The sequence below is a fragment of the Mesorhizobium sp. M1399 genome (assembly GCF_040317735.1).
GTDB lineage: Bacteria > Pseudomonadota > Alphaproteobacteria > Rhizobiales > Rhizobiaceae > Mesorhizobium.
On record NZ_JAMYKZ010000034.1, the window covers coordinates 1 to 11,387 of the forward strand.

The window sequence follows — 11,387 nt, forward strand, 5'->3', positions numbered from 1 at the left end:
GCGGCCGGCAAGCAGTTGGTCCAGAAGTTCCTTCTCAATAGCCATGCGATGATTCTCTCCTTTCCATCATCATGGCCTCGCGCACAGAATTCCCGACAGTCCCTAAGTGTTTGATCCCGAGCTTTGATGGTGCATTCTTTTCTTCCGAATCGAAGGAGGCACTATGGGCCAGGTTCTTCACGGCAGCGCCACGACGACAGAGGCAGTCCGTCGAGCAATCAAAATAGTCAAGAGAGCCTGAGAGCGCTGGCGAAGCGCTACGGGATCAACCAGAAGACGGTCATCAAGTGGAAGGGGCGGACGTCGGTCGCCGATGTGCCGACGGGGCCGAGGAACCCCTCCTCGACGGTGCTTACGATCGAGGAAGAGGCAATGATCGTCGCCTTCCGGCGGCACACCTTGCTGCCGCTCGATGATTGCCTCTACGCACTGCAGCCAACGATTCCGACCCTGACGCGTTCATCCCTGCATCGCTGCCTGCAGCGACATGGGATCAGTCGCCTGCCGGAAGTCGAAGGCGACAAGCCGGCCAAGATCAAGTTCAAGACCTATCCGATCGGCTATTTCCACGTCGACATCGCCGAGGTGCAGACGGCCGAAGGCAAGCTGTACCTCTTCGTGGCCATCGATCGGACCAGCAAGTTCGCCTATGTCGAGCTGCACAAGCGGGCCACAAAAATGATCGCGGCCGAGTTCCTGCGCCATCTCACCCCGGCGGTTCCCTACAAAATCCACACGATCCTCACCGACAACGGTATCCAGTTCAAAAACCGCGAGCAGGACCGCACCGCCATGGAGCACATCTTCGGGCGCACCTGCCGGGACAGCGGCATCGAGCATCGCACGACCAAGGTGAAGCATCCCTGGACCAACGGACAGGTCGAAAGGATGAACCGAACCATCAAGGAAGCCACCGTCAGACGCTTCCACTAGGACAGTCACCAGCAGCTCGAAGCCCATCTCGCAGACTTCGTCAGCGCCTACAACTTCGGACGCAGGCTAAAGACCCTGAAGGGACTCACACCATACGAATTCATCTGCAAAATCTGGACAAAAGAGCCAAAACGATTCAGGCTCGATCCTCTCCATCAAATGCCGGGACTAAACCCTTAGGTCACCGGCGGGCGGAGCTTGCGTTTTTCTTTCGGAAGGGAAAGTCTCGCGCGAAATGAAGGCGGGAGATTTGGGATGCGCAGTCGGGTGATATTCTCTTTGGCAATTCTGGTTCTGTCCGCAGTTCCGGCAGGAAGCAGCCTCTTTGACAAGAGCACATGCATGCAAGGTGCGAGCAGAATCGCGCGCGATTTAGCTGACCATTTCAATGGCGTCAGCGAGCGCTTGGCCGCCTGTGTCAACTACATTAACGACAGAGAGGTCGAGAACCATAATAGTCAGCAGGAATTGCTCCGCGAGTTGGCGCAGCAGATTGCAGCGTTGGAGATTAGAGTCAGCGAACTTGAACAGCGCTAGTCGAATGCCCCGCCAATCTATCGCTGAAGAGCTTGAAAGCGCCGCCGACCGCATCGCGGACATCTCACGCGCGGATCTGCAGGTCATCCTGCGCCGCGCCGCATTAATGCTTAGAAACGTCTCCGGCGCCCGCAACGGAGGACGCTCTCAACTCCATCGCGGCTGAAATGAAAATTAGTAGATCCGACCGCATTCAGATCGTGCTGGAAACCAACGCCTATCTGCCGGTCCGGGCGATCGATGAGGAAAGCGAGACGGACGGCAGTGCGCAGGCTGGTACGGGACCTCTATGCAGAAGACCCGCCGCTACATTTGCGAAGCGACGGGCCTCCGCCCCATTCCCCCATACTGACCTTGCAAGTGCGGTGCCAGACGCATTGACCCATTCCGGGGCACCTTATGGCTATACACAGCGGAATTTCCACCACGTACTTCGTTCGCATGTTTCGATTCCATTAGCTTGAGCGCATGTATTCGCCAGCCAGGCGAGCACCCCCGAAGGCTCGCTGGTCAGGCCCAGCGGCCTCCAGCTGCCAGTCCCCCCGCAACCAAGCCGCTGGGCCGTCCCCGTTAGGGCGAAGCGCTAAGACCTTGCTTGCACCGCTCAAATGAATGGCAATTTTCCGTCTGAATGCGTTTACGGTCCATTGTCTGCGACCAGCATGGGTGTCGCGTGGGAGGCACAGTAACTCCCCTTTTTAAAGGCGTCGAGATGCTACGAGCACCGCAAAGCCAGTTCCTGAGACCTGAAGATCGGGCGATCTGCCAGCGGGTGGTCGACCAAATAACCGCCGACGCTAAATGGTACAGCACCTCGATAGACGGTCAGATTCTGGCCTCGACGACGCTGACTCTCTTTCAATCCGGGGTCGTCAATGAAACGAATTTGCTGGCACATGTTCGCGCGCGCCGCCACGACTTCACTAAGCTGACCGGCTAGCTCTTCACCTTCGGCGTGATCTCTTCGATGTTGGCGCCGGCCCCCGATCTAGCGCGCCTCCGGCAAGTTGCTTGGACCTCTCCTGCAAAGATACTTTGGTGCAGATTAATTGAGGGAGGGCTAAAATGAAATGTGCAATTCTGGCCGTATTGGCGGCTTTGACCTTGGCTTTTGCGACCAGCGCCTATGCACACAGCGGCGGCACCGACAGCAATGGTTGTCACAAGAACCACAAGACAGGCGACTACCACTGCCACTGACTATGCGGCCCTCTGAATGACCCGCCTATCTGTTGCGGAAGAGCTTTGAAAGCGCCGCCGACAGCATTCACTTCCCTCCTCGTCATGACGAACAGTGTTCGTTCGAATGATGCTATTCCGTTGCCTTGAGCGCAAGTTTTTGGTCAGCCAGCACAGCGCCTCCTCTTAAGCTTGCTGGTGGTCAAGGCCCGCGATGAAACGGCCAATCAAATACGACCCCAAGCGCCACGTGCGCTACGATCCGGACCTGCTGCCCCGCACGGGGCACAGGTACAAGCCAGCCAAACCGGCCCACGATGCCGTATGGTGGCCCAATGTCATCTCGGCAATTGCTATTGCCGGTTTCTTCCTCACGTTCATCTGGAGCTAAGACAATGCTACCTTTTGTGCAGGCAGATGGCTCTCAGGCAGGCCGTGCTCAGCCTTTTGTGCAAGAAGTTCGTACCGCGGGTGCTCATTCCGTAGTTCCTTCGTCCCTGAAATCCTGCAACGACGCGTGCCGCAAGTCGTCCTCGCCGCGCAGATGCTTCACACGGCCAATGACTGGCGGCTGGAGAGTTTCCCGACGCTTGCGCAGGCCCAGGGCGCTGCAAGCCCGACCTCGCTTGCGGCGGAGGTCGCAGGCAAGGTCTGGCTGTTCACGCTCGGACCGAAGGATGGCTCCACGCCCGACGGAACCAAGGTCGTCGAGATCGGGCCCCTTCCTCCGATCAGCGCGAGCGAGCATTTGCTGCGCGTCAACCGCGCCGGTGGAGCGCCCGGCGCCAAGTCGCAAATCCATACACATCCGGGACCGGAGGCCTTCTACGTGCTGGCCGGCAAGCTCGGCCAGAGAACGCCCTACGGCGTGACCTATGCCGAAGCCGGCACAACCATGACCGGACACGGGGCCGACACGCCGATAGAAGTGTTCAGCGCCGGCACAACCGATCTCGATGAGCTGGCCATCTTCGTGCTAGACGCCGACCGGCCGTTCTCGTCGCCGGCCAAGTTCGACTGAGGCGAAATTTCGCGGGGTGGCGCGAATGTTCGTTCGTTGAGCAGGTTCAGCGCCCGCTTTACGTCAAGATGCAGTTGGCCGATGGCATCGTAATGCTCACGAAACGGCTTGAGGCCAACTTCGCGTCCCGCAGTTCACGCTTCAGTAGCGAAGCCTGCTTTCACCACACGCTAGCAAAGCGCGAGGCAACCAAGAAGCCCGCGCCTCTGGCGGAGAGCGCGGGCCCGATCGGGTTGCGGCCCGATCTGCAGCGGGCAGTGGAGGGAGCGTGCCTAATGGTCACAGGCAATTATTAGAAATCCCTAAAGTTCCACCCTGACTAGAGCGACCGACGCCGGCAGCGCCGAGGAGTTTACTTTGGCTTTGTCGCGCAGATCGCGAAGCGGTGCTGGGTGGCGCGTTCGAGCGCCTTGGGCCAACTCATCTGTTGAGCTTGGGCGTGATGGATCGCAACCAGTTTCCAGACGACGACGGGCTGATCGAACCCGGCTTCGGCCAGCAGGCGCCCTATCTCTTCCGCCCGTGCGCCGCCCGAGAAATAGACACCGGCAAGAATGCTCTGGTGGCGTCTGGCCATGGAGGCGAGGTCATTGTCCACGACCCGCGACTTGCCGGTTGTGAGCTTCTCCCAAAGTTCCCGCAAACTCGTCGCCCAGTTGCGGCTGACAAAATCGCCGTCGATGACCAGCAGCTTGCCGCCGGGCTTCAGCAGCGAGAACCATTCGGCAAACGCGGCCTTTGGCTCCACCAGCGTCCAGACTAGGTGACGAGTGGCGATGACATCGTAGCTCGCCTTGTCCTCGAGCGTCCGCTCGGCGTCCCCTATGATGAAGCGTATACCGGCGCCGCGGTTTTGTGCCTTGGCGCGTGCCTTGGCGAGCATGGCTTCTGAGCAGGTCGAGGCCCGCCACCACAAACCCCAGATCGTGAATCAGATGCGAAATCACGCCCGTCCCACAGGCGAGATCCAACGCCACCCGTCCGACGCAGGGTCCGAGGTGTTTGCTTATGAGCGCATTCCATGCGGCGCGCTCCTGCTCGGAAAAAATCTCGTGACCGACCTGCAGGTCGAAGGTCTCGGCGCGATCGGACCAATGGTCCCGAATTTCGTCGCGCAGCGAATAGTTTGCGTGAGCCGTCATCACCCGAAATGCTCTCCCCCAAAGCGGTACATTGGAATTGCTCTGAAAGATAATTCTTGATTACACCTCCGGTTCGCCGACAAATGCATCGTTATCGCCGAGGGCCGGATGTTCGCCTGCGGCACGCCGGAAGATGTCGTCACGCCGGCGCTCTTGCGTGATGTGTACCGCGTCGAGGCGCGGATCGAGCGCTGCTCGCGGGGCATCGGTCATGTAATGGTGGATGGCGTCGCGGACGAAACGGCAGCAGCTTGGCGGTTCCAACTTCTCTGACGGGGATTGTTAGGGCCTCGCCAGTGGGAAACGCAGGGCGCGCGGGGGGCCTCGCGCGAGCCAGTTATCCGATCACCCGCCCAGATTTTTGTCTCAAACATTCTGGCCCCCTTAAGGAACAAATCCGCTCGAGGTGCAGTTCGGTCCTTTTAAGCATGCAGGCCCGAACATGGCTGAAATCGATAAAGCCAAACAGAAGGTTATTGCCGAAGTTGTGCGGCGGTGGATCACCTCAGAGGTAATCCGCAATTACCTTCGCAACATGCTAAATCTGCCTGTAGAACGGGAGCTGCCGGCTGAGCAAAGGTATTTGCTGGAGGAACTTGATAGGGCCGACAAAGAGTGACGTATGGCCCCCCACTGGTTCAACCCTCCGGTCCCCGTCAAGACACAGCGTACCGGGATCATTCGCAACGTCAACAACGCCGAGACAGCCGGCGAGGAGCTGATGAAGTGGACCAAGCGTGGCCCTTGCTGGGACCTCGCGGTGCGCGTTTGCATGGCCGTGATATTCGACGAGATGGGAGCTGAGGAGGCCCGTAAGGCATTCCTGGCTGCCGCTAAGGAGGAGGGGACGTTACTTCCCCCCAACGGCAAATAGCTAAATTCGATTGCAAAGTCAGTCTCTAGCCACGAGGGCCCGCCGCCCGTGAGAAAAGCGACGGGCCCGACAGCGGGTGCATCCACGAAGAATCGACCGCTGCGAGTTCTAAACCCGCGAGGGCCTGCGTTGTTCCCTTATCAGCGGAGGCTGCAACTGGGTTGGTCAGCAGCCTCTTGCCGCTCTAAGTTCATCCTCATGGGTCCCTTCTGGTTCTCTCCACCGGTCTACGTGAAGACGAAACGTCCAGGCATTCGCCATGGGGTCAGCCACGTCGAGGGAGCCGCCGAGGAACTCATGGCGTGGGACACAAAGGGCCCGAGGTGGACCAAGGCTGTCCAATCCTGCGTCGATGCATTCGAGGGCAAATCCTCCCCCCAAGAGGTCCGTGAAGCCTTCGAGGCGGCTGCCAAGGAGGCCAACGTGTATCTCTCCCCTGAGTAGGAGGTATCATGGCAACCCATTGGTTCGTCCCTCCGGTGTTCGTGAAGACTGAAACCGGTGTCAGGCATGGCTGCAACAATGCGAGGGCAGCCCTTGAGCAGCTCAAAACGTGGACCCGGAGAGGACCCTGCTGGCATAAGGCGGTGACGCTGTGCCTGTCAGATCTGGAGGGCGATTCGATTGACCCTCAGGTGGTGCGAAAGGCCTTTGAGGCTGCCGCAAAGGAGGCCAAGATGTATCTCTCCCCTGAGTAGGAGGTGTCGTGGCAACCCATTGGTTCTCCCCTCCAGTGTACGTCAAGACCGACCGACCTACGGGTCTAACAATGTCGAGGGTGCCGCCGAGGAACTCCTGAAGTGGACCAAGATGGGACCTAAGTGGCGGAAGGCTGCACAACTATACATCGACGCGCCGTCGAGGATCGGGCGACTCCGGAGGAGGCCCGTAAAGCCTTCGGGGCTGCTGCTAAGGAGGAGGGGATGTTCGTGCGAAACGTTGGCGAATAGATTCGCTATTTCGGTGCGTTAGCCTACAGTCATGATGTCGCCAGCCAACTGTTAGGCAGCCGGCGATTGAGAGGGTGTCGTACTCTCGCCTCGTGAGGTGAGATGTTTAAGCGTTACGTCGGCACAAGCGCATTTTATCCGAATGATCTTGCGCTACTCCAACGAGTGTTCGACGAGATATGCGCAGACGGCAACCACGATGCAAGCTCGGGCGACGCTGAGATAATCGCGTCTACGCTATTGCAATTGTTCCAAGACGGAATGACTGACGAAGCGGCCTTGCTCGCTGAGATGCGCTCACGGCAACGCGACTTTATCCGTCATACTGGCTAAGCATCAGGAAGGGGTCTCCCGTGTCCCTGTGCCCCTCGGCTGCGTGATCGCGCACTTTTTGATCTAGCCATCGACAGCAAGCTGCGTGGCTGTGATCTTGTGAAGCTTAGGATCGGCACGTCAGTCGCAGGTCCCGAAATTCGGACTCGCGCGATAGTGTTTCAGCAGAAGACAGGTCGTCCCGTTCAATTTGAGTTTATGGCTGACGCCCGAGCGAGCCTGCTCGCAGGGCTTGAGCGGCATGGGGGGGACAGTCGAAGACTTTAGCTGAGAATCGGCGTGCAAAATTGACCCCATAAGCCGGGGAATCGGCGTCCAATTTTGCCCCCCCCCCTGATGCTTTGATTTGCGACCATCGGCTCGTCGTGGCGAGCGGATGGTGTGGGGATGAAGTCGGTGGATACGATTGCCCGGGTTCGGCGCGCCTTCCATGTGAAGGGATGGTCGCTCAAGCGGATTTGCCGCGAGTTGCCTGTGTCGCGGAACACCGTCCGCAAGATTCTCAGATCCAATGAGACATCGTTCTCCTACGAACGCGACCGGCAGCCCAAGCCGAAGATCGGTCCGTGGCAGGATCAGCTCGACGGGTTTTTGAATGGCAACCGTGGCAAGGCGGCGCGCGAGCAACTGACACTGATCCGGATTTACGAAGAGCTTTGCAGTCTCGGCTACGACGGTGGCTATGACGCCGTCCGCCGCTACGCGAAGAGCTGGGCGAAGGCGCAGGGGTCGGCGACGGCGGACGCCTATGTGCCGCTGTTCTTCGCGCCGGGCGAGGCCTACCAGTTCGACTGGAGCCACGAGATCGTCCTGATCAACGGCGTGACGGTGACCGTGAAGGTCGCCCATGTCCGGCTCTGCCACAGCCGCATGATGTTCGTCAGGGCCTATCCGCGCGAGACGCAGGAGATGGTGTTCGACGCCCATGACAGGGCCTTTGCAAGTCATGTGGGCAAGGGCGGCGGGATCCATCCCTTCAGCTTTCAGGGCGTCCTCATCCCGGCTATCAAATATGCCCTCAATCTCGGCGTCATAGGCAAGCAGGGTGGTCGGCTGAAGGCTGCCGCCTGATTGGCTTCCCTCAGCGCCGTCACCCCCGATAGCGAAGAATAGAGCGCTGGTACGCCCTTTGGATCGAATCGTCCTCGGCGCCGCGGCCCGACAGCGGATGTCGCGCATAGATCGCTTGTATCGGCGGCGCATCGGATGTGCCCCTCCAATGCCATCAGGGGCAATGTCGAAGTGGCGCTTTCGTATCGCTTGGCGATCTGCGCGAATGGCACACGCTGCGCGCCTGGTGCAAAAACTGCTCACATCATGCCGAGGTGAAGGCCGCTGGCCTGGTCCGGCGCTATGGCAAAGATGCGCTGTTCAGCACGGTCGAAAGGGCCCTGTTCTGTACGAGCTGTGACAGAGGCGGCCCGGTCAGGTTGGAGATCCACAAGCTGCCGAGGAACTGAAGCGCTCGCCTAGCGGGGAAGGTGGCCGGCGCCGCTGGGGGGGGCGTTGGGGTAGTTTGCCTGAATAGGCGCCGGCCGGGCGGGTTGGGGTCCGCCGCGGTGGATAGTACCGAACTTGGTGATTCAGGTAATTCCGCGATCATGGAAGACGGCCTACGCGCACCCGTCGGTTTCGCTTTCCTCGTCAACCGTCTTCACTGTGTTAAGGCCCGCTATTCCAAACATTACTGGATCAGTGAGGAAGCGCTCGTCTGGCTGGGAGAACGGACGGCACTGCACAAGTGCGCTGAACAGATCTGCCGTGGAGCATCTGGCGCGCATGAAGGAAGCCGCAGGTGCCTAGCACGCGAGGGGGAAGTCGCGCGGTCGTCTATGATCTTAACTGCGCAACGACCACGCCGCGGGGCGCCCGGGTTGCGAGTTTGCCGGAGCTTGCGCAACGAGCAGTATACCAGTTGCTGCTTCTGACCTGCGAAGGGATCGCCGCATCGTGGGCTCGGAGGGAGAAAGCAAACGAACTTGGAACTGGGCTGCCTGAGTGTAACGATTAAGTATCGATAAGAGGTCATTATCGATAGTGAAAAAGCCGCCAGAGAAAATCCCCTGCAAGTCAACTTAACAGCCGGATAGCTTGACTAACGCGAATCAGGCATCATGAAAACAATGGCTTACGACATCGGTCTTTTGTCCCTCGACACCCTCATCGCGCCCGTCGCGAAGGCGACCGAGGCTTTGGCGCGGCTTGATGAGCGACTGGCGCGTTCCCCCGTCCGCGACGGTTTTGTCGAGCGCCAGCACTTCGCCGACGCAGCCGCCGCGCTGTGGATCGAGGGCGAGCTCGCCCATCTTGAGGACCTGGTCCTGCACGACGCCCATATGGACATTCGGACGCCGACCCATGAGCTCACCCGGGCCCATGCTGTGCTGCGAACCCGCCGGCGAATTTTTTCGCAGAAGCCGGACTGGGCGCTCAGCCGTGACGGTTTTTTGGCCCTGACCGGCCGGGGTGGCGCCATGTCGGAGGCGGAACAAAAAAACCGGGAAGGGCAGGGGGGTGGAAACAGCGTCGTTGAAGCCGATGTTCGGGACGATATTGAGGACGAGCTTCTGGCTGAGGAGTTTGCCGAGATCGATGCTGTCCTGGCACGCTCGTCGAAGATTCTGAGCGGCGCCGACGTGCCTGCTCGAAGAGAGGAGATGTCACTTCGTCACCGGCCGGAGCCGCAAAACGGCCTGATCTACGATCTTGACTGGAATGAAGAAGAACGGCTGGCCGAATGGCAGGACGTTATCGCGGAAACGCGGGAGTTGCCGGCGGTGTTGCGCGCGGCGATCCTGCTCGAAGCCTGGTCGGACATCGAGGTGCTTCAGCATGGAGTTTGGCTCGGGCCGCTGCTTGTTGCCGCGCTGCTGCGGCAGGAAGGCCTTGCCGCCAACCATCTGGCCTGCTTGCATCTCGGTGCCAAAAACATCCCGCGCGAGCGGCGGCGGGCGCGCAACCGGTCGGACCGGTTGCTGGCCTGCCTTTATGCTATCCACGACGCCGCGCTGGTCGGCCTGAAGGAACACGATCGGCTGGTGCTGGCAAAAGGCCAGATGGAGCGAAAACTCCGCGACCGCCGCACCAGCTCCAAACTGTCCGAGGTCGAACTCGTGCTGTCGCGGCCACTCGTCTCGGCAGGCATGATCCAGGAGCGGCTAAAAGTGACAAAACAGGGGGCGCTCAATCTGGTCGGCGAGCTCGGGCTGCGCGAGATGACGGGCAGAGGAAGGTTTCGAGCGTGGGGAATTGTGTAGTCCGCAACGCAAGGTTCTCTCCCTTACGAAGTTATCCAACTTGACGAACTTGCGATCTGTAACCATATTGGTGACAGCAGGAGGTTCTTCATGGCCGCTCCAAAACCAAGCAATCATAGCGGGTCCGCGTCGCATGCGGGAGTCGCCACCCTGAGCTTCACCACAAAGCTTCCGGCACAGGCAGACTTCAAGAAGGTATTGCTCGAACGCTATCAGGAAGCGATCGCACGCAGCCGGAAGATCGGCCACCGCGTATCGTTCCGGGTAGAGGTCGATCCGGCGGCTGATGCGCAGACGATCACGCCAGTCGAAGAGCAACCGATCGCTTCAGACGACACCTTTCCCGTCGAGGACACGGGCATGCCCGATGCCGAACTTGAGGCGGCTCTTGCCGGAGCGCGCGCGCGTGGCCGCAAGCGTGTTGCCGAAATTGTCGCCGGCGAGGGCATGCTGAGCGCGGATGCCTTTGCCAAGCTGCTCGGCACATCGCGGGTGACGGTCAACGCCAAGCGGCAAAGCGGGCAGGTGCTCGGGATCGATGGCGCCAAACGCGGTTTCCGCTTTCCTGTCTGGCAACTCGACAAGGACGGTCGTCCCTTCGGCGCATTGCCGGCGCTGCATGCCATGTTGGGCAACAGTGCCTGGGCCGTCTATCGGTTTCTGGCGTCGCGCCATGGCACCCTCGATGGGCGGACGGGCCTTCGAGCCCTTCAGCAAGGTGATGACGCCTCGGTGTTGGCCGCGGCGGAAGGCATGGCCAGGGGCGATTTCGACTGAATGCCCGGCGTTCCACCTCCACCCGATTTCGCAGCCGCAAAGCTCGAAATCGAGACCATACCGCGGGGTCGGACGTTCGGTCGGATCTACTGGAGCACCTATCCTGATCCATTGGGGTACGGGAAGTCGCCGAGCCGGTTCAGCGATCCTCGACGCCGTCTTTACGCCAACCGGTTTTGGCGTTCTTTACCTCGGTGACTCCTTGAAGGTGTGCTTCCTAGAGACCGTGCTCCGCGACCGCCGCGAAGGAATCCTTGACGATCTTCCAATAGAGGAGGTGGAGCTGACCCGACGGCGCTATGCGGATATCGCTGTGGCGGCGTTGAGGGCACGTTCCTGCTCTTGATTATCGCCTGTGAGCTGTGCGCGAAAATCGGGAATGGA

At 59.9% G+C, this 11,387-nt stretch carries 12 protein-coding genes and 8 pseudogenes; 18 read left to right on the forward strand and 2 right to left on the reverse strand.

The window, feature by feature from the left end; translation table 11 throughout:
• Nucleotides 1–163: 163 nt before the first annotated feature.
• From NKH05_RS31340 to NKH05_RS31370, 7 genes and pseudogenes are all read left to right on the forward strand, one after another.
• Nucleotides 164–1,113: pseudogene (locus NKH05_RS31340) on the forward strand (IS481 family transposase).
• Between the two features lie 75 nt (nucleotides 1,114–1,188).
• The gene (cutA, locus tag NKH05_RS31345; RefSeq protein WP_023722176.1) at nucleotides 1,189–1,470 is read left to right on the forward strand and encodes a divalent-cation tolerance protein CutA; all 282 of its coding nucleotides are present in this window, start codon (nucleotides 1,189–1,191) and stop codon (nucleotides 1,468–1,470) included.
• Nucleotides 1,471–1,474: 4 nt separating this feature from the next.
• Nucleotides 1,475–1,739: pseudogene (locus NKH05_RS31350) on the forward strand (hypothetical protein); the annotation flags it as partial.
• Nucleotides 1,740–2,182: 443 nt separating this feature from the next.
• Nucleotides 2,183–2,410: a hypothetical protein gene (locus NKH05_RS31355; protein ID WP_023722175.1), complete on the forward strand. Its 228-nt coding sequence runs from the start codon at nucleotides 2,183–2,185 to the stop codon at nucleotides 2,408–2,410.
• 125 nt (nucleotides 2,411–2,535) lie between these two features.
• The gene (locus NKH05_RS31360) at nucleotides 2,536–2,670 is read left to right on the forward strand and encodes a YHYH domain-containing protein (RefSeq protein WP_156948257.1); all 135 of its coding nucleotides are present in this window, start codon (nucleotides 2,536–2,538) and stop codon (nucleotides 2,668–2,670) included.
• Nucleotides 2,671–2,863: 193 nt separating this feature from the next.
• The gene (locus NKH05_RS31365; protein ID WP_023722174.1) at nucleotides 2,864–3,040 is read left to right on the forward strand and encodes a hypothetical protein; all 177 of its coding nucleotides are present in this window, start codon (nucleotides 2,864–2,866) and stop codon (nucleotides 3,038–3,040) included.
• A gap of 126 nt (nucleotides 3,041–3,166) precedes the next feature.
• Nucleotides 3,167–3,670 carry a cupin domain-containing protein gene (locus NKH05_RS31370; protein WP_352592177.1) on the forward strand — a complete coding sequence of 168 codons (504 nt, stop codon included), beginning with the start codon at nucleotides 3,167–3,169 and terminating at the stop codon, nucleotides 3,668–3,670.
• A gap of 352 nt (nucleotides 3,671–4,022) precedes the next feature.
• Here NKH05_RS31370 and NKH05_RS31375 read toward each other — a convergent pair.
• Nucleotides 4,023–4,815, reverse strand: a pseudogene (locus tag NKH05_RS31375) (class I SAM-dependent methyltransferase).
• 63 nt (nucleotides 4,816–4,878) lie between these two features.
• Between NKH05_RS31375 and NKH05_RS31380 the strand changes: the two are divergent.
• The 7 genes and pseudogenes from NKH05_RS31380 to istA form a co-directional block, all read left to right on the forward strand.
• Nucleotides 4,879–5,085 (forward strand): annotated as a pseudogene (locus NKH05_RS31380) (hypothetical protein); the annotation flags it as partial.
• 169 nt (nucleotides 5,086–5,254) lie between these two features.
• Nucleotides 5,255–5,431 carry a hypothetical protein gene (locus NKH05_RS31385; RefSeq protein ID WP_352592180.1) on the forward strand — a complete coding sequence of 59 codons (177 nt, stop codon included), beginning with the start codon at nucleotides 5,255–5,257 and terminating at the stop codon, nucleotides 5,429–5,431.
• Between the two features lie 3 nt (nucleotides 5,432–5,434).
• On the forward strand, nucleotides 5,435–5,686 hold the full coding sequence (locus tag NKH05_RS31390; protein WP_352592183.1) for a DUF982 domain-containing protein: 252 nt from the start codon (nucleotides 5,435–5,437) through the stop codon (nucleotides 5,684–5,686).
• A 198-nt stretch (nucleotides 5,687–5,884) separates the two neighbouring features.
• Nucleotides 5,885–6,130 carry a DUF982 domain-containing protein gene (locus NKH05_RS31395; protein WP_352496234.1) on the forward strand — a complete coding sequence of 82 codons (246 nt, stop codon included), beginning with the start codon at nucleotides 5,885–5,887 and terminating at the stop codon, nucleotides 6,128–6,130.
• A gap of 8 nt (nucleotides 6,131–6,138) precedes the next feature.
• Nucleotides 6,139–6,384 (forward strand): DUF982 domain-containing protein, encoded by a 246-nt coding sequence (locus NKH05_RS31400; protein ID WP_352496211.1) that lies wholly within the window; start codon nucleotides 6,139–6,141, stop codon nucleotides 6,382–6,384.
• Between the two features lie 621 nt (nucleotides 6,385–7,005).
• Nucleotides 7,006–7,218, forward strand: a pseudogene (locus NKH05_RS33240) (integrase); the annotation flags it as partial.
• 138 nt (nucleotides 7,219–7,356) lie between these two features.
• Nucleotides 7,357–7,911 (forward strand): annotated as a pseudogene (gene istA, locus NKH05_RS31410) (IS21 family transposase); the annotation flags it as partial.
• Here istA and NKH05_RS31415 read toward each other — a convergent pair.
• Nucleotides 7,912–8,161, reverse strand: a pseudogene (locus NKH05_RS31415) (RES domain-containing protein); the annotation flags it as partial.
• Nucleotides 8,162–8,630: 469 nt separating this feature from the next.
• On the opposite strand from NKH05_RS31415, the pseudogene NKH05_RS31420 reads away from it, so the two are divergent.
• From NKH05_RS31420 to NKH05_RS31435, 4 genes and pseudogenes are all read left to right on the forward strand, one after another.
• Nucleotides 8,631–8,772 (forward strand): annotated as a pseudogene (locus NKH05_RS31420) (nucleotidyltransferase); the annotation flags it as partial.
• A 320-nt stretch (nucleotides 8,773–9,092) separates the two neighbouring features.
• Entirely contained in the window at nucleotides 9,093–10,226 is a 1,134-nt protein-coding gene (locus tag NKH05_RS31425; RefSeq protein WP_352592186.1) for an RHE_PE00001 family protein, read from the forward strand.
• Between the two features lie 90 nt (nucleotides 10,227–10,316).
• A complete protein-coding gene (locus NKH05_RS31430; RefSeq protein WP_352496210.1) occupies nucleotides 10,317–11,003 on the forward strand; it encodes an XRE family transcriptional regulator in 687 nt (228 codons plus the stop codon).
• Nucleotides 10,948–11,349, forward strand: coding sequence for an RES domain-containing protein (locus NKH05_RS31435; RefSeq protein ID WP_352516130.1), 402 nt, complete (start codon nucleotides 10,948–10,950; stop codon nucleotides 11,347–11,349). The genes NKH05_RS31430 and NKH05_RS31435 overlap by 56 nt, the downstream gene beginning before the upstream one ends.
• The last annotated feature ends 38 nt before the right edge of the window (nucleotides 11,350–11,387 follow it).

Coding starts and splice junctions, on each gene's coding strand:
- NKH05_RS31430 (WP_352496210.1), top strand. CDS start 10,317: ATGGCCGCTCCAAAACCAAGCAATCATAGCGGGTCCGCGTCGCATGCG.
- NKH05_RS31390 (WP_352592183.1), top strand. CDS start 5,435: ATGGCCCCCCACTGGTTCAACCCTCCGGTCCCCGTCAAGACACAGCGT.
- NKH05_RS31365 (WP_023722174.1), top strand. CDS start 2,864: ATGAAACGGCCAATCAAATACGACCCCAAGCGCCACGTGCGCTACGAT.
- NKH05_RS31360 (WP_156948257.1), top strand. CDS start 2,536: ATGAAATGTGCAATTCTGGCCGTATTGGCGGCTTTGACCTTGGCTTTT.
- NKH05_RS31435 (WP_352516130.1), top strand. CDS start 10,948: ATGACGCCTCGGTGTTGGCCGCGGCGGAAGGCATGGCCAGGGGCGATT.
- cutA (WP_023722176.1), top strand. CDS start 1,189: ATGCGCAGTCGGGTGATATTCTCTTTGGCAATTCTGGTTCTGTCCGCA.
- NKH05_RS31400 (WP_352496211.1), top strand. CDS start 6,139: ATGGCAACCCATTGGTTCGTCCCTCCGGTGTTCGTGAAGACTGAAACC.
- NKH05_RS31425 (WP_352592186.1), top strand. CDS start 9,093: ATGGCTTACGACATCGGTCTTTTGTCCCTCGACACCCTCATCGCGCCC.
- NKH05_RS31355 (WP_023722175.1), top strand. CDS start 2,183: ATGCTACGAGCACCGCAAAGCCAGTTCCTGAGACCTGAAGATCGGGCG.
- NKH05_RS31385 (WP_352592180.1), top strand. CDS start 5,255: ATGGCTGAAATCGATAAAGCCAAACAGAAGGTTATTGCCGAAGTTGTG.
- NKH05_RS31395 (WP_352496234.1), top strand. CDS start 5,885: ATGGGTCCCTTCTGGTTCTCTCCACCGGTCTACGTGAAGACGAAACGT.